The sequence below is a fragment of the Pseudomonas sp. 203-8 genome (assembly GCF_020708595.1).
Classification (GTDB): Bacteria; Pseudomonadota; Gammaproteobacteria; order Pseudomonadales; family Pseudomonadaceae; genus Pseudomonas; species Pseudomonas aeruginosa.
This window is the reverse complement of sequence record NZ_JAJFDF010000013.1, coordinates 28,724-50,552: the sequence shown is the minus strand read 5'-3', so window position 1 is coordinate 50,552 and position 21,829 is coordinate 28,724. Positions and strand designations below refer to the sequence as shown.

Sequence of the window (21,829 nt, the reverse complement as noted above, 5' to 3'; positions counted from 1 at the left end):
GCGGTTCTTCGTCTCACTCGGCGATCTGCAGCTTGCGCGCCTCGGTATAGATGTAGCGCAGTTTCTCGTACTCGAACGGCGAGTTCATCTGGCCGTAGCGGAAGCTGGTGTTGTAGCGCTTGTCCACCACGCGCAGGGCGGTGATCTCCGGGTGGTCGCCGCTGGCCTGGGGAACGTTGAGGTAGTTCACCTGGTATTCGCCGACGTAGTCCACCACCAGTCCGCCGGTGTCGCGCAGGTTGGACGGGCCGAGGATCGGCAGCACCAGGTAGGGGCCGCTGCCCACGCCGTAGAAGCCGAGGGTCTGGCCGAAATCCTCGCTGCGCTTGTGCAGGCCCATCCTGGTCGCAGGGTCCCACAGGCCGAGCACACCGAAGGTGGTGTTGAACAGCAGCCGCGCGGTGGTTTCCATCGCCGCCTTGCCCTTCAATTGGGCGAGGTTGTTCAGCAGATTGGGCACGTCGCCGAGGTTGTCGAAGAAATTGCTCACGCCGCTGCGGACGAAGTGCGGGGTGACGTATTCGTAGCCTCGTACCACGGGCAGGAACACCCACTCGTCGAAGCGATAGTTGAAGTGGTAGACCCGGCGGTTCCAGGATTCCCAGGGATCGTACATGTTCAGTGCGTCGAGGGTGGCGCGCTCGAATTCGCGTTGATCCAGGCCGGGATTGAACTTGAGTTGGTCCAGTGGACGGCTGAAACCGTCGCCGTCGAGCTGGCGTGGCGGCAGTTCGGCCGGCGCGGCGGCCTCGTCGGCCTGGGCGCTGGCGGCAGCGCTCAGCAGAAGGGCGAACATCCAGTGTGCGGTTCGGCTCATCGATCAGTTTCCTGCCTGCTGGGTGAGGGCCGCGCTGGCGACCTGGGTCTGTCCGGCAGCGGGCGTGGCGAAGAAGTCCAGCATGTCCTGCGCGTTGACCTTGTAGTTGAGGTTGCCGCAGTGACCGCCATAGGGATAGACGGTCAGGCGTTCGCCGAAGGTCCGGCGGAGGAAGCCGAGGTCGCCCGGGCCGAGGATGACGTCGTCGGCGTTGTGCATCACGGCGATCTTCGGGCTGTCGTGCAGATAGTCCTGCAGCTTGTAGAGGCTGACCTGGTTGACCAGTTGGGTCAGGCTGCCGCCGTCGTAACGGGCTCGCCACATCGGGATCAGTTGCTCGGTCATGTAGCACTCGAAGTCGCACTGTAGCGCGCGCTTGAAGAAGGGCTCCAGGCTGGTGCCTTCGTTGATCGGGTAGTTCGGCGGGGTGATCAGGCCGCGACGGTTGACCAGGTCCGAGGTGAAGGCGATGTCGGCGGCGGAGAAGCGGAACGAGGTGCCGATCAGCATGGCCATTTCTTCGTTGCTCAGGCGTTGCTTTGACTGCTGGAAGTCGTAGAGCATGGCGTCGTTGATGTCGACGTAGCCTTTCTGCCGGAAGTAGCGGGTCAGCTTGCTCAGCACCACCTCGTAGAAGGTGCGCGAGTCAGTGATGCCCTTGACCTGGGTTTCCACCAGTTTGTCGAGGTTGCTCACCGAGGTGTAGAGGTTCACCGGTGGGTTGAGCAGCAGCACTTTCTTGAAGTTGAAGCTCCGGCGGCTTTCGTCGAGGTGGCTGACGAACGCGGCGTTCAGCGCCCCCAGGCTATAGCCGGTGAGGTAATAGTCGGTCACCGGCAGGTCGCGCTGCTGCGCGCGCACCGCCTGCATCACCCGGTACAGGTCATCGGCGTCGTCGCTGGAAAAGCCCGGTGTGGCGAAGCGCGAGGCGCTGGCCATGAAGTCCCAACTGGTCGGCGAGGACAACTGCACCACGTGGTAGCCGGCCTGGTAGAAGAGCTTCTTCAGGTATTCCGGGAAGCTGCTGGCGTAGTGGGCGCCAGTCCCGGCAATGATGAAGATCAGCGGCGCCGCATGATCCTGGCGGGCCAGGCGGTAGCGCAGCTTCTTCACCGGCCAGAAGTTGTCCGGCAGGGCGAACTCGCGCTCCGGGCGCAATTTCAGGCTGTAGTCCTTCTGGTCGATGTCCTCGCTGTGCGGAAGCTCGGGACGCAGTTCCGGCGGCGTGGTGGCGATGGTCGCCTCGAACGGGTTGGTCAGTGGATAGCCGTAGCTCGCGGCGTCCACGTCCCGGGCCTGCGCCAGATTGGCACAACCGAGGGCGAGGCCGCCGAGCAGGGCAGCGAAACGGAGGAAGTGGGGCATCGGGGGAATCCCTTCGAGGGAAAAGTACTGAGTGAATATACTGCCGCTATGACAACTGCAAGCCTCAGTAGTGCAGTGGGTTATTGCAGCCAGCGTTCCAATCGGTCTTTCCCGCCTCTTGCCGTGCCTCGCGAATATCCCTTCAGGCGTGGCGGTGCAGCCAGCCATGGGCGCTAGCCGGGCGCGGCGCGCCGTCTTTCTCGAAGCGTTTCCAGATCTTCTCGTGGAAGTAGAAACCGACCGAGTTGCACAGCGGCTCGACCGCCGCCACCAGCCCGCCGACCGCTATGCTGCCGGTCAGCGCATAGGCCACGCTGAAGGCGATGATGAAGTGCATGACGGTGAAGGTCAGGGTCTTGAGCATGGCTGCTCTCCTTTGATCGAGAATCATTCCTCTTTGGCGAAAGCCTATCCAGGCGCTCGGCCAAGCGGAAATCGGCCTGTCCAATCGAGTGCATAGAGCGCTTCGATCGCACTGTCTCGGAGCACATCCGCAGCGTGCCGCAGCGCAGTTCGAGGCATGTCGTTATCGGGTGCGATGGGTGTCGTTCTCAGAGCAGTCCGCCGTCCGGGCGCGCCGATGATGGACGGCGGCACCGCAGAGTGCCGCGACCGCCGGGGAGCGTCCCCGTCGGCATAGAACAAGGGGTACGTCTGATGCGAATGATGCGACGACTGTTGTGCTGGAGTGCGGGCCTGGCAATGTCGGCGGCTGTGGGGATGGCGGCCGCGGCGGACAAGCCGGTGATCACCATCGGTTACGTGGACGGCTGGTCGGACAGCGTGGCGACCACCCATGTGGCCGCCGAGGTGATCCGCGAGAAGCTCGGCTACGAGGTGAAGCTGATGCCGGTGGCGGCGGGGATCATGTGGCAGGGCGTGGCGCGCGGCAAGCTCGATGCCATGCTCTCGGCCTGGCTGCCGGGCACCCACGGCGCCTACTACGAGAAGATGAAGGATAAGGTGGTCAACCTTGCCATCAACTACCCGGACGCACGCATCGGCCTGATCGTCCCCGAATACGTGAGCGCCAACAGCATCGCCGACCTCCAGGCGCAGAAGGACGCTTTCGGCGGCCGCGTGGTGGGTATCGATGCCGGCGCCGGGGTGATGATCAAGACCGACGAGGCGATCAAGCAATATGGCCTCGACTACAAGCTGGTGGCCAGTTCCGGCAGCGGCATGATCGCCGAGCTGACCCGTGCCGAGAACGAGAAGAAGCCGGTGGTGGTGACCGGCTGGATTCCGCACTGGATGTTCGCCAAGTGGAAGCTGAAGTTCCTCGACGATCCGAAGAAGGTCTATGGCGATACCGAGCATGTCGACACCGTCGCCAACCCGGCGCTGGAGGCCAAGGCCAAGCCGGTCTGGGAGTTCCTGAAGAAGTTCGGCTGGAGGGATGGCAACGAGGTCGGCCAGGTGATGCTGGCGATCCAGGAGGGCGCCAAACCCGAGGATGCGGCGAAGCAGTGGGTGGCGGCCAACCCGGGACGGGTCAAGGACTGGGTGCAGTAGCACGGCTGGTTCGATCGGGGAACGCCGTGCCCGGGCAACCGGGCACGGCGTTTTTCCTTGCCGAAGGCTGGCTCCGGAATCTGCCGGAAGGCCCGGGAATACCGGTCTAGAGCGGCTGGCGAAACGCTACGACTAAAGTCGTCTGGAGCGCTTGCACCAGCGTCCTACAGTGGATATCGACGACATTCCGCGTCACCCCGCTGTGAGGATAAAAACAATGAACGACAGCATCTACCAGCGGATTGATACCAATCCGCGCTTCAAGGAGTTGGTGGCCAAGCGAGAGCGTTTCGCCTGGATACTTTCTTCGATCATGCTTGGCCTCTACGTGATATTCATCCTGCTGATCGCTTTCCAGCCGCAGCTGCTGGGCGCGCGTATCAGTCCCGATTCGTCCGTGACCTGGGGCATCCCGATGGGTGTCGGACTGATCCTTGCCGCGTTCATCCTGACCGGCCTGTACGTGCGTCGCGCCAACGGCGAGTTCGACAGCCTGAACCAGGAAATCCTCAAGGAGGCGCAGCAATGATCGCTCGTCTCCTTGCCGCGCTCGGCCTTGCGGCCTTCGCTCCGGCCCTCTGGGCCGACGCGCTGACCGGCGACGTGCAGCGCCAGCCGCTGAACGTCTCGGCCATCGTCATGTTCGTCGCCTTCGTCGGCGCGACCCTCTGCATCACCTACTGGGCATCCAAGCGCAACCGCTCGGCGGCCGACTACTATGCCGCAGGCGGCCGCATCACCGGCTTCCAGAATGGCCTGGCGATCGCCGGCGACTACATGTCGGCGGCATCCTTCCTGGGTATTTCGGCGCTGGTCTTCACTTCCGGCTACGACGGCCTGATCTACTCGATCGGCTTCCTGGTCGGCTGGCCGATCATCCTCTTCCTCATCGCCGAGCGCCTGCGCAACCTGGGCAAGTACACCTTCGCCGACGTCGCCTCCTACCGCCTCAAGCAGAAGCAGATCCGCACCCTGTCGGCCTGCGGCTCGCTGGTGGTGGTGGCGTTCTACCTGATCGCGCAGATGGTCGGCGCCGGCAAGCTGATCGAGCTGCTGTTCGGCCTCAACTACCATGTCGCGGTGGTCCTGGTGGGCATCCTGATGGTGCTCTACGTGCTGTTCGGCGGCATGCTGGCGACCACCTGGGTGCAGATCATCAAGGCCGTGCTGTTGCTCTCCGGCGCCTCGTTCATGGCGATCATGGTGCTCAAGCACGTCAACTTCGACGTCAGCACGCTGTTCTCCGAAGCCATCAAGGTGCATCCGAAGGGCGAGGCGATCATGAGTCCGGGCGGCCTGGTCAAGGATCCGATCTCGGCATTCTCCCTGGGCTTCGCGCTGATGTTCGGCACCGCCGGGCTGCCGCACATCCTGATGCGCTTCTTCACCGTCAGCGACGCCAAGGAAGCGCGCAAGAGCGTGTTCTACGCCACCGGTTTCATCGGCTACTTCTACATCCTGACCTTCATCATCGGTTTCGGCGCGATCCTGCTGGTCAGCACCAACCCGGACTTCAAGGACGCCACCGGCGCCCTGATCGGCGGCAACAACATGGCGGCGGTGCACCTGGCCGACGCGGTGGGCGGCAGCCTGTTCCTCGGCTTCATCTCGGCGGTGGCCTTCGCCACCATCCTCGCGGTGGTCGCCGGGCTGACCCTGGCCGGGGCCTCGGCCGTCTCCCATGACCTGTACGCCAGCGTGTTCAAGGGCGGCAAGGCCAACGAGAAGGACGAGCTGCGGGTCTCGAAGATGACCACCGTGGCCCTGGGCGTGGTCGCCATCGTGCTCGGCATCCTCTTCGAGAAGCAGAACATCGCCTTCATGGTCGGCCTGGCCTTCTCCATCGCCGCCAGCTGCAACTTCCCGGTGCTGCTGCTCTCCATGTACTGGAAGAAGCTGACCACCCGCGGCGCCATGATCGGCGGCTGGATGGGCCTGATCACCGCGGTGGGCCTGATGGTCCTCGGCCCGACCATCTGGGTGCAGATCCTCGGCCACGAGAAAGCCATCTACCCGTACGAGTACCCGGCGCTGTTCTCGATGATCGTCGCCTTCGTCGGTATCTGGTTCTTCTCCATCACCGACAAGTCGGCGGCGGCCGACGAGGAGCGGGCGCGCTTCTTCCCGCAGTTCATCCGTTCCCAGACCGGCCTGGGCGCCTCTGGCGCGGTGGCCCACTAAGCGCTACGTGAAGACGTAGCCCGAGGCGGCGGCCGGATTTCCGGTCCGCCGCCTTTCGTTTCAGCGTCCCGGTTACAGCGAGATGAGCCATGCCTGACAGTTTCAACTTCGCCTCGCCGCCCTTCGACCAGTTGCGTCCCCATCAGCGCGAGACCCTCAAGCAGGCCCTCAGCGTAGGCTACTACGCGCCGGGGGAAACCTTGCTGGAGGCCGGTTCGGCGGTCCCCGGGCTGTTCGTCCTGCTCAAGGGCGTGGTCGAGGAGCGCGGCGACGACGGGCGAGTGTTCGCCCAGTACGCCGCGGACGACCTGTTCGACGTCCGCGGGCTGTTCTCCGGCAGCAGCAAGCATCGCTACCTGGCGATCGAGGAAAGCATCGTCTACGAACTGCCGGCCAGTTGCTTCCACCAGTTGTGCGGGGAGAACCCGGGTTTCGCCCGGTTCTTCCAGGCCGACCTGGCGGCCAAGCGCCAGTTGGCCCAGCGCGACGGGCAGAACCTTGCCGAGTTCATCCTTACCCGCATCGCCCGCGAGCACTTGCTGCCGGCGCTGGAGGTGGAGGCCTCGCTGTCCCTCGGCGACGCCGCGCGCCTGCAATTGAGCCACGGCGCCGATGCCCTGCTGGTGCGGCTGGAGAGGGACGGGCCCGAGCTCGGCATCGTCACCCGCACCGACCTCATGAGCGCGCACTTCCGCGACGGGCGCAGCGAGCTGGAGGCTATCGGGCCGTTGGCCCATGGTCCGCTGGCCAGCGTCGAACTGGGCGATTTCCTGTTCGACGCGATGATCCTCATGACGCGCCAGCGTATCGAGCGGGTCGCGGTCACGGAGGACGGTCAGGTGATCGGCCTGTTGCACCTGACCCAGGTGCTCAGCCTGTTCTCCACCCATTCCCACGTCCTGGCGCTGCGCATCGCCCGCGCCGACGACCTCGGCGACCTGCGCCGCTGCGCGGAAACCCTGGACACCCTGATCGCTACCCTGGCCGGCAACGGTATCCGCCTGCGCTTCATCATGCAGCTGGTCAGCGCGCTCAACGAGCAATTGCTCGAACGGCTTTTCGAATTGTTGCTGCCGCCAACCCTGCGCGGGCGCTGCTGCTTGCTGGTGATGGGCAGCGAAGGACGCGGCGAGCAGTTGCTGAAGACCGACCAGGACAATGCCCTGGTCCTGGCCGACGATCTGCCGCAGGAACAGGCCCTGGCGATGATGCAGCGCTTCAGCGCGGCCTTGCTGGAGTTCGGTTATCCGCCCTGTCCCGGAGGGGTAATGGCCAGTCGGCCGGAATGGTGCAAGCCGCTGGTGGCCTGGCAGGCGGAGCTGCGCGGGACGCTGCTGGAGGGCAAGCCGGAGCAGCTGTTGCGCCTGTCGATCCTGGCCGATGCCTGGCCGGTGGCCGGCAACCTGCAGCTGTTCGAGCCGTTGCGTCGGCAACTGCGCGGTTTCGCCGACGGCGGCGAGCGCTGGCTGGCGGATATCGCGGCGGCGGCCCTGCAATTCGATACGCCGCTGACCTTCCTCGGCCAGCTGAAAACCCAGGACGCCCGCCTCGATCTCAAGCGCGGCGGGATCTTCCCCATCGTCCACGGCATCCGCACCCTGGCCCTGCGCGAAGGCCTGGAGACCCGCGGGACCCTGGCACGGATCGAGGCGCTGAAGCGACACAAGGTCCTCGAAGCACGCCTGGCGGACGACCTGAGCGAGTCTTTCGAGCTGTTCCTGCAACTGCGCCTGACCCGCCAGTTGGCCGGCCAACGCGACGGTCGCCAGCAGGGCCTGGACGTCAGCGGCATGAGCCGCCACGATCGCGACATGCTGCGCTACGGCCTGCATGTGGTGAAGAAGTTCAAGCAGAGCGTGGCCCGTCAATTCCACCTGGAGACCCGATGAACACCATGGTCAAGTTGCCCGACAGCCGCTGGCCGGGCTGGCGCCGCCGGCTGTACTGGTTGATGCACGAGGCGGTCGAGGCGGAAGAAGTGATCTCCCTCGATCTCGAGACCACCAGCCTCGACCCGCGTCGTGCCGACATCCTCAGCATCGGCGCGGTGCTGGTGCGGCGCGGCAAACTGGTCATGGGCGAGCGCCTGGAACTCTACGTCGAGCCGCCGCCGAGCCTGGATGCGGAGTCGATCCGCATCCACAAGCTGCGCCGCGCCGACCTGGAGGGACAGTTGCAGCTGGAGCAGGCCCTGCGCCAGGTGCTGGCGTTCATCGGCGACCGACCGCTGCTGGGCTACTATCTGTCGTTCGATGTCGCCGTGCTGAACCGGCACCTGCGCCAGCTCCTCGACCGACAGTTGCACAACCCCTCCATCGAGATTTCGTCGCTGTACCACCGGAAGGTCAGCCGGCATTTTCCCGACGCACACATCGACCTGCGCTTCGACACCCTGGCGCGGGCCCTGGATGTGCCGGTCAGCGGTCGCCACACCGCCCTCGGCGACGCCCAGGCGGTGGCGCTGATGTTCATGCGTCTGCTCAAGGGGCCGGCGCCCAAGGTCATCCACTGAGGCTGGAGGTCGCGGATTTATTGAATCTTCGTTGCTCGGCGGGGGTCGAGAACTACAAGGGCGGAATCTCCCGCCCTTTGCCCCATGAGCCGAACAGGAGCGACGCCCATGAGTCTCGGTACGATTCTTCTGATCATCCTGATCCTGCTGCTGATCGGCGGCCTGCCGGTCTTTCCTCATTCGCGCAACTGGGGCTACGGGCCCTCGGGGATCATCGGCGCATTGCTGGTGGTGCTGTTGGTCCTGTTGCTGCTGGGCATGATCTAGGGCCCGATCGGGAATGCCGTCGCGGTTGTCCGCCGTCGCGGCGGGTATCGGCGGATAACGCCTCCGGCGTTATTCGCCCTACGCGGAGGGTTCCCAGCTTTCGCTCCGCCGTTGCGGCGGGGTATCGGCGGATAACGCCGTTGGCGTTATGCGCTCTACGTAGGATGGATCGAAGCCTTCGCTTGGAGAAGGGCGGTTTCATCGCGGGTCCGCCGGGCGCTTTTTTCCATCGACCGGCTTCACTTGCCTTGCGTCTCGCGCCAGACTGGCGCGCATGCCGATCCAGACGCTTGCCACCCTTGCCGATATCGACGCCGCCGAGTGGGACGCCTTGCTGCCTCCCGCCCAGCCATTCCTGCGTCATGCTTTCCTGTCCGCGCTGGAAGACAGCCACAGCGTGACGCCCGCTACCGGCTGGCGCCCGGCTCATCGCGTGCTGCGCGATCCGCAAGGGCGGCTGTGCGCGGCGCTGCCGGCCTATGTGAAGGCGCACTCGTACGGCGAATACGTGTTCGACTGGAGCTGGGCCGACGCCTGCCAGCGGGCCGGTATCCGCTACTACCCGAAGCTGCTGGTAGGGGTGCCCTTCACCCCGGTCGCCGGTGCGCGCCTGCTGGGCGAGGACGAAGGGTTGCAGGGGCTGCTCGCGTCCCTTGGCGAGGAGGCCGAGGCGAGCGGTCTGTCGAGCATCCATGTGAATTTCACCGACGCCCGGGCGGACACCTTGCTTGCCGCGCGTGACGGTTGGCTCGAACGCCTGGGTTGCCAGTACCACTGGCACAACCGCGGCTATCGGGACTTCCAGGACTTCCTCGAGGCCCTCAGTTCGCGCAAGCGCAAGCAACTGCGCAAGGAGCGCGAACAGGTCGGCGGACAGGGCATCGAGTTCGAATGGCGGGAAGGCGGCCAGTTGTCCGAACTGGAGTGGGATTTCGTCTATCTCTGCTACGCCAACACCTACCTGGTGCGCGACCGCGATCCCTACCTGAGCCGCGAGTTCTTCGGCCTGCTGGCCGAGCGCATGCCGGAGGCGATCCGTGTGGTCTTCGCCCACCAGCGTGGCAAGCCGGTGGCGATGGCGTTCAGCCTGGTCGCTGGAGATACCCTGTACGGGCGCTACTGGGGATGCCTGGCCGAGTTCGACCGGCTGCACTTCGAGACCTGCTTCTACCAGGGCCTGGAATTCGCCATCGGCGCCGGCCTGGCGCGCTTCGACGCCGGCGCCCAGGGCGAACACAAGCTGATCCGCGGTTTCGAGCCGGTGCTGACGCGCTCCTGGCACTACCTGGCGCATCCCGGTCTGCGCGATGCCGTGGCGCAGTTCCTCGAACAGGAGCGGGCGGGTGTGCGCGCCTACGCCGAGGAGGCCCACGGCCTGTTGCCCTACCGCCAGGCCTGAAGGGGGCCGGAACGATAGGGCGTGGCGTCCGCTCAGCCGTTGCTGGTGCTGCCGCCCCATTCGAGGAAGCGGATCTTGTGCAGCTCGCCGCTATGGTCCTCGTAGACCACGGTCACCGGCACTACGCCGGTCCTGGTCGAATTGTCGGTACGGTGCAGGACATTCTTCACGTCCAGTTGCATGCCGTAGTGGTATTCCTCGACCGGCAGGCCGCGGCCCGGGTCCTTGTCCACGTCCTGGGCGAAGGCCATGGGGGCGAGGCTGGTGATGACGGCGGACACGACAGAGGCAAGTTTCATTCTGTGATTCTCCGTAGCGATGGGGCGAAATCCCCGGTACCGAGCACTGGCATCCTTGGTCGTCCGTGGCCGACGCCAGGTGGACGGGGACGATGCGGCAGGCGTCGGGATCGAGCCGGGGCACGGGTTCGATAAGAACACCGTTTCGCTGGCGGAAAAAATCGAAGCGCGTGCTAGTCGAGATCGACGGCGGTGATGATTGCCGCGAAAAGGCCCGTTGCAGAGCCTTTGACAAGGTCACCCAGGCCGGGCGGCGCGAGCCGCCGCCCGGTGCCGAGGCTTCAGTCGACGCCGACGAAGCCGCCGGTCTGGTGTTGCCAGAGGCGCGCATAGAGGCCGCCATGGGCGAGCAACTCGGCATGCGTGCCGCTTTCGGCGATGTGGCCCTTGTCCAGCACCACCAGGCGGTCCATGCGCGCAATGGTCGACAGGCGGTGGGCGATGGCGATCACCGTCTTGCCCTGCATCAGGGTCTCCAGGCTTTCCTGGATCGCCGATTCGACTTCCGAGTCCAGCGCCGAGGTCGCTTCGTCGAGGATCAGGATCGGCGCGTCCTTGAGCAGCACCCGGGCGATGGCGATGCGCTGGCGCTGGCCGCCGGAGAGCTTCACTCCGCGTTCGCCGACATGGGCGTCGAAGCCGCGGCGGCCCTCGGCGTCGCTGAGCAGCGGGATGAACTCGTCGGCGCGAGCCTTGCGCACCGCTTCCATGAGTTCCGCGTCGCTGGCGCCGGGGCGGCCGTAGAGCAGGTTGTCGCGGATCGAGCGGTGCAACAGCGAGGTGTCCTGGGTGACCATGCCGATCTGCGCGCGCAGGCTTTCCTGGGTCACCCCGGCGATGTCCTGGCCATCGACCAGGATGCGTCCGCTCTCCAGGTCGTACAGGCGCAGCAGCAGGTTGACCAGGGTCGACTTGCCGGCGCCGGAAGGTCCGACCAGGCCGATCTTCTCGCCGGGCCGGACCTTCAGGTCGAGACCCTGGATCACGCCGCTGCCCTTGCCGTAGTGGAAGGCGATGTGCTCGAACTCCACCTCGCCGCGCTCTACCCGCAGCGGCTGGGCGTCCTCGCGGTCGACCACCTTGCGCGGCAGGGCGATGGTCTGCATGCCATCCTGGACCTGGCCGATGTTCTCGAAGATGCCGCCGACCACCCACATGATCCAGCCGGACATGTTGTTGATGCGGATCACCAGCCCGGTGGCCAGGGCGATGGCGCCCACCGAGATCAGCTCCTGGCTCCACAGCCACAGGGCCAGGCCGGTGGTGCCGGTGATCAGCACGCCGTTCATCACCGTGATGGTCACGTCCATGGAGGTCACTACGCGCCCGGCGCGTTGCGACTTGAGGGTCTGGTCGCCGATCGCTTCGCGGGCGTAGTCCTCTTCCTGGCGGGTGTGGGCGAACAGCTTCAGCGTGGTGATGTTGGTGTAGCCGTCGACGATCCGCCCCATCAGCTTCGAGCGCGAATCCGAGGCCTCCACCGAGCGGCGCTTGACCTGGGGAACGAAGTAGGCGAGGGCGCCGACGTAGGCGAACACCCACAGCACCAGAGGGATCATCAGGCGCCAGTCGGCCTCGGCGAACAGCACCAGGGCGCTGACGGTATAGATCAGCACGTGCCAGAGGGCGTCCACCACCTGCACCGCCGAATCGCGCAACGAGTTGCCGGTCTGCATGATGCGCTGGGCGATGCGCCCGGCGAAATCGTTCTGGAAGAAGCCGAGGCTCTGCTTGAGCACGTAGCGGTGGTTCTGCCAGCGGATCAGGTTGGTCATGCTCGGGTTGATGCTCTGGTGCACCAGCATGTCGTGCAGGGCGTTGAACAGCGGGCGCAGGACCAGCGCCACCACCGCCATCCAGATCAGTTCGTTGGCGTGCACGCGGAAGAACTCCGCGCTGGGCGTGCTCTGGGCGAGATCGACGATGCGGCCGAGGTAGCTGAACAGCGCCACCTCGATCAGCGCGACGATCAGGCCGACCACCAGCAGGGCCAGGAACACCGGCCAGACCTGGCGCAGGAAGTAGACATAGAAACGCAGCACTTCGCTGGGCGGCATGCGTTCGGAAGCACTGCGGAACGGGTCGATCAGACGTTCGAAACGACGATAAAGCATGATGGCTCTCTTCTGGAGCGGGCCCGTCCTGGGCCCGCCGGATCAAGCCCCTGCGGCTGGACTCAGAGGCGTTTGGCGGACAGGATCACCACGTCGTCGCTCGGCACGTCGGCGAAGCCGTTGCGGCGGGTGGTGGGAACCTTGGCGATCTGGTCGACCACGCCCATGCCACGCACCACCTTGCCGAACACGGCATAGCCGAAGTCGCGGGCACCATGGTTGAGGAAGTCGTTGTCGGTCAGGTTGATGAAGAACTGGCTGGTGGCCGAATCGACCACTCCGGTACGGGCCATGGCGAGGGTGCCGCGCTCGTTGAGCAGGCCGTTGTCGGCCTCGTTCTTGATCGGTGCACGGGTCTTCTTCTCCTGCATGCCGGCGCTGAAGCCGCCGGTCTGCACCATGAAGCCCGGGATCACGCGGTGGAACAGGGTGCCGTCGTAGTAGCCGCTGTCGACGTACTCGAGGAAGTTCTTCACGCTGATCGGCGCCTTGGCCGGATCGAGTTCTACCTCGATCTCGCCGAGGCTGGTAGCGATCAGGACGTGCGGCTTGGCGGCAGGAGTGGCGGCCAGCAGGGAACCGGCGAAGAGCAGGGTGCAGGCGGCGATCAGGAGACGTTTGAGCATGGTTGTTCCTTGGTTTTATCGATATCGGCGAGGAAGCCGAGCAGGGTGGTGTTGAAAATCTCGGGTTGGTCCATCGGCGTGGCGTGGCGGGAGTCCTCCACCACCACCAGGCGGGCGTCGGCGATCCGCTCGCAATAGGCCTGCTTCAGCGATACCGGCGTGTAGTCGCGATCCGCGCTGATCACCAGGGTCGGACAGGCGATCTCGGCCAATCGTTCCTGCACGCCCCAGCCGATGATCGCGTCGAGGCTGGCCAGGTAGGCGCGCTTGTCGTTCTCCGCCCAGCGCGCCTCGATCTTCTCTCGCAGCCCGGCCTGTTCCGCCTTGGGAAACAACAGCCGGCCGAGGGCGCGGCCGATGGTCCGCAGGCTGAGCAGGCGCGAGAGGAGCTTGCGCTTGGCCACCTCCAGATGTTCGCGAGGCTTGCGCGGGATGACTTCCGGAGTGCTGTTGACGATGGTCAGGCTGCGCAGCAGGTCGGGTCGGTCGCAGGCCAACTGGAAGCCGATCATCCCGCCCATGCTGATGCCGACCAGGTGTACCGGGCCGCAGCCGAGCCGGTCGAGCAGCGCCGCGCAGTCCTCGGCGAAGCCGGCCATGCTGTAGCCGCCGCGCGGCTTGCCGGAGCGGCCGTGGCCGCGCAGGTCCGGGACCAGCAGGCGGTAGTGGCCCAGCAGGGCCGGCAACTGGTATTCCCAGTCGCGGGCGCTCGAACCGAGACCGTGCAGCAGCAGGACCGGCGCGCGCTCGGTGGGACCGGGGTGGTCGTCGTAGACGAGGGTGCAGTCGCGGTGCTGGAAGTCAGGCATCTGCGTTCACTCGGCGGCCGGTTCGGGCGCCGCGAAGGGCGCGTTGAGCGGTACGTTGGCGAACGACTTGAGCATTTCCATGAGGATCTGGCTGGCCGGGCCGAGCGGCTTTTCCTTGTTGGTGTAGAGGTAGAAGCGGCTCTGCCGCACGCCGCCCTGGCTCAGCGGCAGCGGCTTGAGCTGGCCACTCTGCAGTTCGCGCTCGATGATGTGTCGCGGCAGCCAGGCGAAGCCCAGGCCGTTGCCGACGAAGGTCGCCGCGGTAGCCAGGCTGCCCACCGTCCAGCGCTGTTCGGCGCCCAGCCAGCCGTGGTCGCGCGGCTGTAGCCGGCCGCTGTCGCGGATCACCACCTGCATCTGGGTTTCCAGGTCCTGGTGGGTCAGTTCGCGTTGCAGGCGGTGCAGCGGATGGTCGGGGTGGGCCACGGCGACGAACTCGACCACGCTGAGGTCGGCGCCGAGGTGGCCGGGAATGATCAGGCCGCTGATCGCCAGGTCGGCGGCGCCCTGGATCAGCGCTTCCTCGACGCCGGAGAGCACTTCCTCGCGCAGCAGCACGCGACAGCCGCGGCTCTGTGGCATGAAGGCGGACAGCGAGCGGACGATCCGCGCGGTGGGGTAGGCGGCGTCCACCACCAGGCGCACCTCGGGTTCCCAGCCCTGTTCCATGTGGTGCGCCAGTTCCTCCAGTTGCCCGGCCTGCTTGACCAGTTGCCGCGAACGGCGCAGCAATACTTCGCCGGCCTCGGTCAGCACCGCCTTGCGTCCGTCGATGCGCAGCAGCGGCACGCCGAGCTGTTCCTGCATGCGCGCCACGGTATAGCTGATCGACGATTGCGAGCGGTGCAGGGCTTCCGCGGCCTGGGCGAAGCCGCCGTGGTCGACCACCGCCTGCAGGGTCCGCCATTGGTCCAGGGTTACGCGTGGCGCTTTCATTTCCGCCTCCTCGAATGCAGGGATGCCTCGCCGGCGTTTCCGCGGCCGGCAGGCGATGACGAGTGCGCCGGAGGGGCGACTTCGCTTATCGTGTCGTCGGCGTCCTGTACGGGGTAGCTGTCCATTCTCTTGACGTACGGGATGCCGTGGTTTTCAGGGTGTTGCCATTTTTCCATCTGTCGCTACCGGGAGTCCGGCCATGAAAAGGCTTTGCTGTTTCGCACTATCGCTGCTGCCCCTGTCCGCTTTCGCCTATCCGATCGAGGTCGACCCGCAACTCAACGGCACCGAGGTCTCCTACAGCACCCAGGACATCGGGCGCGACATGGGCGCGATCCTTCTCACCAACCTGGGAGGCCAGGCGGCAGAGTGCACGGCGGTGTTCCGCAACGGCCCGGAGACCCCGAAAGTGCGCAAGGGCGTGATCCAGCCCGGGCAGAACAGCAACTTCACCGCGCAATTCGGCCGCGACATCATCAAGTTGCGGATCAAGCTGACCTGCAAGATCGCGAAATAGAGCGTTCTCTCACCGAAAGACTAGGTGGTGCCTGTTTATAAATCAACCTGGTCGATATTTAACAGCGGTTTTTTCAACTTTTTAATCGATTAATCATTCTCTACCCTCACCTCCATCGTTGTAGCGCAGTGGGTGGAGGTCGAGTCATGTCCCGTGTCCTGGTTATCGAGAGCAGTGCCCGCCAACGGGGCTCGGTTTCCCGCCTGCTGACGGCGGAATTCATCTCCCACTGGAAAATCGCGCATCCCGCTGATCGCTTCCAGGTCCGCGACCTGGCGCGCGAGCCGCTGCCGCACCTCGATGAATTATTGCTGGGAGCCTGGACCACCCCCTGTGATGGCCATAGCGCTGCGGAAAGGCGCGCCCTCGAGCGTTCCAATCGCCTGACCGAGGAGTTGCGGATGGCGGACGTGCTGGTGCTGGCGGCACCGATGTACAACTTCGCCATTCCCAGCAGCCTGAAGAGCTGGTTCGACCATGTGCTGCGCGCCGGCCTGACCTTCCGTTACGCCGAGCAGGGGCCGGAAGGCCTGCTACAGGGCAAGCGCGCCTTCGTTCTCACCGCCCGCGGCGGGATCTACGCCGGCGGTGGTCTCGATCACCAGGAACCCTATCTGCGCCAGGTGCTGGGCTTCGTCGGCATCCACGACGTCACCTTCATCCACGCGGAGGGCATGAACATGGGCCCGGAATTCCGTGAGAAAGGCCTGGCGCGAGCCCGTGAGCGGATGCGGCAGGCGCTGGAAACCGACACCTCCCTTTGCGTCCCTCTGCCAACGCTCCGGTGATTGGACGCAGCACCCGGTCGAACCCCTTCCCCCCGCGTGTTCGACCGGGTTTTTTTATTCCCTGCGGACTTTCGATGGTTGCCGGTGTGACGGCCGGGGCGGATTCAGGCGCGCTCGGGATCGCCTCGTTCGTCGCCGACTGCGGTTTTCCTGCCCCGTGCACCGAGGCGCGCCGACAGCACGATGGCGAGGATGATCAGGGCACCGCCGAGGAACATCCGCGGCCCCGGCGTCTCATGGAACAGCAGCCAGGCGAAGGCGATCCCGTAGACCGGCTCCAGGGCGAATACCAGTGCCGCGGTGCGGGCCTTGACCACCGCCAGGCTGGCCACGAACAGGCTGTGCGCCAGGCCGGTGCAGAAGACGCCCAGCAGGGCCAGCCAGAGCCAGTCGAGAGCGGGTAGCGCCGGTAGTTCGCCGACCGCGAATGGCAGCAGGCACAGGGCGACTACCAGGTTCTGCCAGAGCGCCGCCTGCACCGGGCCGACCTGCCCGCTGTTGCTACGGTTGGCCAGCGACAGCAGGGCGAACAGCAGGCCGGAAAGGATCGCCCAGAGCAGGCCGAGGGTGGCGCCGCTGGCGAGGTCGAAGTTCGGCGTGACCAGCACCAGGCCAAGGCTGACCAGGACCACCAGCAGTCCTTCCGCGAGATGAATGCGCTCGCGGAAGAGCAGCCCTTCGAGGATTACCGTGAAGGCCGGGAAGCTGGCGAAGCCGAGGGTGGCGATGGCCACGCCGGCGGTCTTCACGGCGATGAAGAAACTCACCCAGTGGCCGGCCAGGAGGAGGCCGCAGAGCGCCAGGCGCAGCCATTGCGCGGGTCCCAGGGCGCGCCAGGCCTGGCCCGCGAGGCGGGCGAAGAGGCCGAGGGCGAGCACCGCGAACAGCGCACGACCGAACACGATCACCCCGGGGGAGGCGCTGGCCAGCTTGCCGAACACCCCGGTCAGGCCGAAGAGGAGGGCGCCGCCGTGCAGGGCGGCGAGGGCGGAACGTCGATTCATGGGGATCCTTCAGGCCAGGCGCGCACCGTTGGGCAGGGGCTTGTCGAAGCCGGCCAGGACCACCTTGTCCTCGCTATCGTAGACCCCGGTGACCAGGACCTCCGAGCGCACCCCGGCGATCTGCTTCGGAGCGAAGTTGCAGACGCAGAGGACCTGGCGTCCGACCAGTTGCTCGGCCTGGTAGTGTGCGGTCAGTTGCGCGCTGGAGGTGCGCAGGCCGAGCGGTCCGAGGTCGACCTCGAGGACATAGGCGGGTTTGCGTGCCTTGGGGTTGGGAGCGGCGCTGAGGATGGTGCCGACGCGCAGTTCGACGCGTTCGAAATCCTGCCATTCGATGATGTCCATGCTGACTCCTGTTCTGTCGATGGGCAGAGAGTAAGGAGTCGTGACGGATTTGTCTGTCGTGCGGCTAGCCGGTTTTGTCGCGGGACTCGCGACGCAGTTGTCGCGGGGTGACGCCGAACTCGCGGACCAGCGCTGCGGTGAAGGCGCTCTGCGAGGCGTAGCCGACCCGGGCGGCGATCTCGCCCACCGCCAGGCTGCTCTCCAGCAACAGTTCGTGGGCCTGGTGCAGGCGTCGGCTGCGCGCGTAGTCCATGGGCGTCTGTCCGGTCTCGGCGAGGAACAGGCTGTGGAAGCGCGCCACCGAAAGACCGGCCAGCCGCGCCAGGTCGGCTACCTGTAGCGGATGGGCGGCATGGCGGTCGAGGTAGGCGTCGAGGCTGGCCAGTGGCAGGCGGGGCTGCTGGCGCGGCGGCTGGCGCTCGCTGGCCAGGCTGGCGAGGAGCAGGCCGGCGCCCTGGTGGGCGATCACCGGGTCGTTGATCGGGCCGCTGGCCAGCCAGTTCACCAGTTGGCCCTGGGCGGGCGTCAGCGACAGCGCCTGCGGTCGCTCGAACAGCCGCCTGCCGGCTTCGGCGTGTTCGCCCAGGCCCAGCAGCAGGCTGCCGTCGCAGGGCAGGTCGAGGACCAGGCAGCGGCTGCCGGAGGGACTCGAGCAGGCATGCCGGGCTTGCGCCGGAACCACCGCGAAGGTCTGCCGCAACACGCGGCTGCCGCGCCCCTCGACCTCGAAGTCGAGGCAGCCGCTGAGGCCCAGGACCAATTGGGCATGGTCATGGCTGTGGACGATCTGGTCGTGGCTGTAGTGGCGCAGGGAAAGGATCGAACCCATGGCGAAGCTCCCGGAGGCAGGCGCCCAGTCTACCCGCTGGCGCCGGCGACAGACAGCCGGGCCCTGTCACGCAACGGTCGCCGGCCTGTCACAGTCGTTTCACCGGCGCCGGCCAAGATCGGAAAAACACCGTCGGAGACCCGCCGATGAGCACCGCGCAACGCTTCACCTCGAACCGCAAGCAGCGGGTCCGGACCCTGTGGATCTCGGATGTCCACCTGGGGACGCGGGATTGCCAGGCCGAACACCTGGCGGCGTTCCTCAAGCGCTACCACGCCGATCGCATCTACCTGGTGGGCGACATCATCGACGGCTGGAAGCTGCGCGGCGGCATCTACTGGCCGCAGGCGCACACCAACGTGATCCGCCGCCTGCTCACCCTGAGCAAGCGCGGCACCGAGGTGATCTACGTCACTGGCAACCATGACGAATTCCTGCGCCGCTATTCGAGCCTGATCCTCGGCAACATCCGCCTGGTCGACGAGGCGGTGCACAGTACCGCCGACGGCCGCAAGCTGCTGGTGATACACGGCGACCAGTTCGACGTGATCACCCGCTACCACCGCTGGCTGGCGTTCCTCGGCGATTCCGCCTACGAGTTCACCCTGCTCCTCAACCGTTGGCTGAACCACTGGCGGCGGCGCTGGGGCTACGGCTACTGGTCGCTGTCGGCGTACCTCAAGCACAAGGTCAAGACCGCGGTGAACTTCATCAGCGACTTCGAGGAAGCCATCGCCCACGAGTGCCACAAGCGCGGGCTCGACGGGGTGGTCTGCGGGCACATCCACCATGCCGAGATCCGCCGCATCGAGGGCGTCGATTACCTCAACTGCGGCGACTGGGTGGAGTCCTGCACGGCGCTGATCGAACACTGGGACGGCAGCATCCAGCTCTACCGCCTGGCCGAGGAGCAGGCGCGGCTGGCGGCGCAGGCCGCGGCGGTCGAGCCGGCGGCATGAGGCTATTGATCGTCAGCGACGCCTGGTTACCGCAAGTCAACGGAGTCGTCACCAGCCTGCTGGCCCTGCAGCGCGAGCTGGAACTGCTGGGCCACCAGGTACGGGTGCTGTCGCCCGCCGACTTCCGCTGCCTGCCCTGTCCCAGCTATCCGGAAATCCCCCTGGCCTGGAACCTCTGGCGCCTCGGCGGGTTGATCGAGGCCTTCGCCCCGGATGCCGTGCACCTGGCCACCGAGGGGCCGCTCGGCTGGGCCGCGCGGCGCTGGCTGGGCAAGCGCGGCCTGGACTTCACCTCGGCGATCCATACGCGCTTTCCCGAATACCTGCGTGACCGCTGTCCGTGGCTGCCGTTGTCCTGGGGCTATGCCTTCCTGCGCACCTTCCATCGGCCGAGCCGGGCGGTGCTGGTGAGCACCCCGCGCCTGCGCGACGAGTTCTGCGCCTGGCGCTTCCAGCACCTGCGGCTGTGGCGCAAGGGCGTCGATACCGAACTGTTCCATCCCGCCGAGACACCTCCGGCGAAAGAGCGGCCGCCGGTGTTCCTGTATGTCGGGCGGCTGGCGACGGAAAAGAACCTGGAGGCGTTCCTCGATCTCGAACTGCCGGGCGAAAAATGGCTGGTGGGCGACGGCCCGCAGCGGGCGGCGCTGGAGCAGCGCTATCCACAGGCGCGTTTTCTCGGCTACCGCCATGGCCGCGCGCTGGCCGACGCCTACCGGGCGGCCTCGGTGCTGGTGTTCCCCTCGCTGACCGATACCTATGGCCTGGTGATGCTCGAAGCCCTGGCCTGTGGCGTGCCGGTGGCGGCCTTCGCCGTGCCGGGGCCGCTGGATGTATTGCAGCAGGGCGTGACCGGGGTCATGCACGAGGATCTTGGCGAAGCCTGCCGCCAGGCGCTGGCGCTGGATCGCCAGGCCTGCGGGCGCTGGGCGCGGGAGCAGTCCTGGCGGGTTTCGGCGGAGGAGTTCCTGGCGCTGCAGGCGAGCGGCCCACGGACTGCGCCGGAATGGCGCGACGAACTGCCGGCGGCGTTCGACGAACTTAGAGGATGACCTTGTCGCGCAGGCGTTCGGCGGCCTGTTGCAGGGCCTGGATGACCCGTTCCTTGTCGTAGTTCTGGATGTTGTTGGTGTCCAGGTACATGGAGAAGCCGGGCAATTCGTGCTCGACGTAGCTGGGCGCGGCGCCGAGGTCGCGGCGCGAGTCCACCACCTGGTAGATCTGCACCGGGCGGCTGAAGCCCTTGACCGCGATCTGGCCCTTGTCGCGGCACATGATCACGTCCTTGATCAGCGAGTAGGTCTCGTGGGAAATGAGGATTTCGCCGGCTTCCGAGGCGCTTTCCAGGCGGCTGGCGAGGTTCACCTCGCGGCCGATGATGGTGTAGTCCATGCGCGTGTCGGCGCCGAAGTTGCCCACCGTGCAATAGCCGGTGTTGATGCCCATGCGGATTTCCAGCGGCTTGGTGATGCCCTGGGCCCGCCACTGCTGGCGTAGCACCTTCATGTGCTTGCGCATGGCGATGCCCATCGATACCGCAGCCACGGCGTCCTTCTTCGCGCCCTGGGTGCTGGGGTCGCCGAAGAACACCATGACGCAGTCGCCGACGAACTTGTCGATGGTGCCGCCGTACTTGAGGGCGATCTTCGACATTTCGTTGAGGTAGTTGTTGAGCAGGTCGGTCAGGGCCTCGGCTTCCAGTTCCTCGGATAGCTCGGTGAAGCCGCGGATGTCGGAGAAGAACACGGTGAGCTTCTTGCGCTGGGTTTCCAGGCGCACGCTCTTCTTGCCGCTGAAGATCATTTCCCAGACCTGCGGCGACAGGTACTTGGCCAGGTTGCGCGCGAGCCGCGCGGCCTTTTCCTGCTCGCGGGCGATCTCCTGGCGCACCTGGGCCAGGCGCAGGCCCTGCTGGTGGCCGAAGAAGGCGGTGATGCAGATGTACAGTCCGCAGAACAGGATGCTGACCGCGGCCACCTCGACCGGGGTATTGCCCAGCAGCGGCGGGGCGACGAGCACGGCGACCAGCAGGGCGCTGCTGGCCGATACCAGCAAGGCCATGCCGAGCAGGCGCAGGCCGCCGATGACCAGCGCGGTGAAGCTCAGCACCAGCAGGAACATCAGGCTGGGCACCACGGAGAAGCCGAGCAGCGCCATGCCCAGGCCACAGTGCACGGCGTCGACCGCGAGCAGGGCGCGGGTCACCTTGCGCGGGTCGTGCTGGCGGAAGCGCTGGCCGAGGTGGTACGCCAGGTGCGGGTAGAGCAGCGCATAGGGCACCATCCAGAGGATGCCGTAGCTGAAATACTGGGTGTAGGTTCCCGCCGCGATGCTGGCGCCACAGGCGATATAGGCCAGCACGCGCGAATAGTATTCACGCATGGACGCGACGGACCGGCTCGTCGGCGAGCGGTCGGGGAGGGTAGGCTTCATGCGCTGGAGAGGATCCCTGTGTATTTTCGTCCCGGCTCGGCCTCGTGAGCTTTCCGCCTGGGGAATGGCGGGTGGCCAGGTTGCTGGCGGAATCTTAACCAAGCGTTTGCGCGG

At 66.0% G+C, this 21,829-nt stretch carries 23 protein-coding genes; 11 read left to right on the top strand and 12 right to left on the bottom strand.

Going from position 1 to position 21,829, the window contains the following annotated elements:
* Positions 1-13: 13 nt before the first annotated feature.
* From LJF27_RS26820 to LJF27_RS26810, 3 genes are all read right to left on the bottom strand, one after another.
* Entirely contained in the window at positions 14-817 is an 804-nt protein-coding gene (locus tag LJF27_RS26820) for an MlaA family lipoprotein (RefSeq protein ID WP_003114806.1), read from the bottom strand.
* A 3-nt stretch (positions 818-820) separates the two neighbouring features.
* A complete protein-coding gene (locus tag LJF27_RS26815; RefSeq protein ID WP_003114807.1) occupies positions 821-2,182 on the bottom strand; it encodes an alpha/beta fold hydrolase in 1,362 nt (453 codons plus the stop codon).
* 142 nt (positions 2,183-2,324) lie between these two features.
* The gene (locus LJF27_RS26810; protein ID WP_003091551.1) at positions 2,325-2,546 is read right to left on the bottom strand and encodes a DUF2061 domain-containing protein; all 222 of its coding nucleotides are present in this window, start codon (positions 2,544-2,546) and stop codon (positions 2,325-2,327) included.
* Between the two features lie 293 nt (positions 2,547-2,839).
* Between LJF27_RS26810 and LJF27_RS26805 the strand changes: the two genes are divergently transcribed.
* From LJF27_RS26805 to LJF27_RS26775, 7 genes are all read left to right on the top strand, one after another.
* Positions 2,840-3,697, top strand: a complete 858-nt coding sequence (locus LJF27_RS26805) for a glycine betaine ABC transporter substrate-binding protein (RefSeq protein ID WP_003452840.1) — start codon at positions 2,840-2,842, stop codon at positions 3,695-3,697.
* Between the two features lie 217 nt (positions 3,698-3,914).
* Positions 3,915-4,226 carry a DUF485 domain-containing protein gene (locus LJF27_RS26800; RefSeq protein ID WP_003091547.1) on the top strand — a complete coding sequence of 104 codons (312 nt, stop codon included), beginning with the start codon at positions 3,915-3,917 and terminating at the stop codon, positions 4,224-4,226.
* Positions 4,223-5,878 (top strand): cation acetate symporter, encoded by a 1,656-nt coding sequence (locus LJF27_RS26795; protein WP_003091546.1) that lies wholly within the window; start codon positions 4,223-4,225, stop codon positions 5,876-5,878. Before LJF27_RS26800 ends, LJF27_RS26795 begins: the two co-directional genes overlap by 4 nt.
* Before the next feature lie 89 nt (positions 5,879-5,967).
* On the top strand, positions 5,968-7,767 hold the full coding sequence (locus tag LJF27_RS26790; protein ID WP_003119696.1) for a cyclic nucleotide-binding/CBS domain-containing protein: 1,800 nt from the start codon (positions 5,968-5,970) through the stop codon (positions 7,765-7,767).
* Positions 7,764-8,390 (top strand): 3'-5' exonuclease, encoded by a 627-nt coding sequence (locus tag LJF27_RS26785; RefSeq protein ID WP_016253151.1) that lies wholly within the window; start codon positions 7,764-7,766, stop codon positions 8,388-8,390. Before LJF27_RS26790 ends, LJF27_RS26785 begins: the two co-directional genes overlap by 4 nt.
* 108 nt (positions 8,391-8,498) lie before the next feature.
* Positions 8,499-8,657, top strand: a complete 159-nt coding sequence (locus tag LJF27_RS26780) for a DUF3309 family protein (RefSeq protein ID WP_003109182.1) — start codon at positions 8,499-8,501, stop codon at positions 8,655-8,657.
* Positions 8,658-8,931: 274 nt separating this feature from the next.
* Positions 8,932-10,056, top strand: a complete 1,125-nt coding sequence (locus LJF27_RS26775; protein ID WP_003114811.1) for a GNAT family N-acetyltransferase — start codon at positions 8,932-8,934, stop codon at positions 10,054-10,056.
* 32 nt (positions 10,057-10,088) lie between these two features.
* Here the strand turns inward: LJF27_RS26775 and LJF27_RS26770 are convergent, their stop codons facing one another.
* The 5 genes from LJF27_RS26770 to LJF27_RS26750 all read right to left on the bottom strand — a co-directional run bounded on the left by LJF27_RS26770 (position 10,089) and on the right by LJF27_RS26750 (position 14,840).
* The gene (locus LJF27_RS26770) at positions 10,089-10,355 is read right to left on the bottom strand and encodes a DUF2790 domain-containing protein (protein WP_003091540.1); all 267 of its coding nucleotides are present in this window, start codon (positions 10,353-10,355) and stop codon (positions 10,089-10,091) included.
* Between the two features lie 281 nt (positions 10,356-10,636).
* On the bottom strand, positions 10,637-12,469 hold the full coding sequence (locus LJF27_RS26765; protein ID WP_003109184.1) for an ABC transporter ATP-binding protein: 1,833 nt from the start codon (positions 12,467-12,469) through the stop codon (positions 10,637-10,639).
* 62 nt (positions 12,470-12,531) lie between these two features.
* Complete coding sequence (gene ppiA, locus LJF27_RS26760) at positions 12,532-13,095, bottom strand: peptidylprolyl isomerase PpiA (RefSeq protein ID WP_003114812.1); 564 nt, start codon at positions 13,093-13,095, stop codon at positions 12,532-12,534.
* On the bottom strand, positions 13,077-13,904 hold the full coding sequence (locus LJF27_RS26755) for an alpha/beta fold hydrolase (RefSeq protein ID WP_003119699.1): 828 nt from the start codon (positions 13,902-13,904) through the stop codon (positions 13,077-13,079). The genes ppiA and LJF27_RS26755 overlap by 19 nt, the downstream gene beginning before the upstream one ends.
* 6 nt (positions 13,905-13,910) lie before the next feature.
* Positions 13,911-14,840 carry a LysR family transcriptional regulator gene (locus tag LJF27_RS26750; RefSeq protein ID WP_003091534.1) on the bottom strand — a complete coding sequence of 310 codons (930 nt, stop codon included), beginning with the start codon at positions 14,838-14,840 and terminating at the stop codon, positions 13,911-13,913.
* A gap of 199 nt (positions 14,841-15,039) precedes the next feature.
* Here LJF27_RS26750 and LJF27_RS26745 point away from each other — a divergent pair, with 199 nt between their 5' ends.
* Both LJF27_RS26745 and azoR3 read left to right on the top strand, forming a co-directional pair.
* Positions 15,040-15,357 carry a hypothetical protein gene (locus tag LJF27_RS26745; protein WP_003091533.1) on the top strand — a complete coding sequence of 106 codons (318 nt, stop codon included), beginning with the start codon at positions 15,040-15,042 and terminating at the stop codon, positions 15,355-15,357.
* A 146-nt stretch (positions 15,358-15,503) separates the two neighbouring features.
* On the top strand, positions 15,504-16,145 hold the full coding sequence (azoR3, locus tag LJF27_RS26740; RefSeq protein WP_003114814.1) for an FMN-dependent NADH-azoreductase AzoR3: 642 nt from the start codon (positions 15,504-15,506) through the stop codon (positions 16,143-16,145).
* Positions 16,146-16,249: 104 nt separating this feature from the next.
* On the opposite strand, the gene LJF27_RS26735 is transcribed toward azoR3, so the two are convergent.
* The 3 genes from LJF27_RS26735 to LJF27_RS26725 all read right to left on the bottom strand — a co-directional run bounded on the left by LJF27_RS26735 (position 16,250) and on the right by LJF27_RS26725 (position 18,323).
* On the bottom strand, positions 16,250-17,149 hold the full coding sequence (locus LJF27_RS26735; RefSeq protein WP_003116401.1) for a DMT family transporter: 900 nt from the start codon (positions 17,147-17,149) through the stop codon (positions 16,250-16,252).
* 9 nt (positions 17,150-17,158) lie between these two features.
* The gene (locus tag LJF27_RS26730; protein ID WP_003109191.1) at positions 17,159-17,494 is read right to left on the bottom strand and encodes a tRNA-binding protein; all 336 of its coding nucleotides are present in this window, start codon (positions 17,492-17,494) and stop codon (positions 17,159-17,161) included.
* A gap of 64 nt (positions 17,495-17,558) precedes the next feature.
* On the bottom strand, positions 17,559-18,323 hold the full coding sequence (locus tag LJF27_RS26725; protein ID WP_003114816.1) for a helix-turn-helix domain-containing protein: 765 nt from the start codon (positions 18,321-18,323) through the stop codon (positions 17,559-17,561).
* Positions 18,324-18,469: 146 nt separating this feature from the next.
* Between LJF27_RS26725 and LJF27_RS26720 the strand changes: the two genes are divergently transcribed.
* Together LJF27_RS26720 and LJF27_RS26715 are read left to right on the top strand one after the other, a co-directional pair.
* Positions 18,470-19,282 carry a UDP-2,3-diacylglucosamine diphosphatase gene (locus LJF27_RS26720; RefSeq protein ID WP_003091510.1) on the top strand — a complete coding sequence of 271 codons (813 nt, stop codon included), beginning with the start codon at positions 18,470-18,472 and terminating at the stop codon, positions 19,280-19,282.
* Positions 19,279-20,334 carry a glycosyltransferase family 4 protein gene (locus tag LJF27_RS26715; protein ID WP_003114817.1) on the top strand — a complete coding sequence of 352 codons (1,056 nt, stop codon included), beginning with the start codon at positions 19,279-19,281 and terminating at the stop codon, positions 20,332-20,334. Before LJF27_RS26720 ends, LJF27_RS26715 begins: the two co-directional genes overlap by 4 nt.
* Here the strand turns inward: LJF27_RS26715 and LJF27_RS26710 are convergent.
* Positions 20,324-21,715, bottom strand: coding sequence for a protein CyaB (locus LJF27_RS26710; protein WP_003124349.1), 1,392 nt, complete (start codon positions 21,713-21,715; stop codon positions 20,324-20,326). The two genes, LJF27_RS26715 and LJF27_RS26710, sit on opposite strands and share 11 nt — an antisense overlap.
* Positions 21,716-21,829 lie beyond the last annotated feature (114 nt).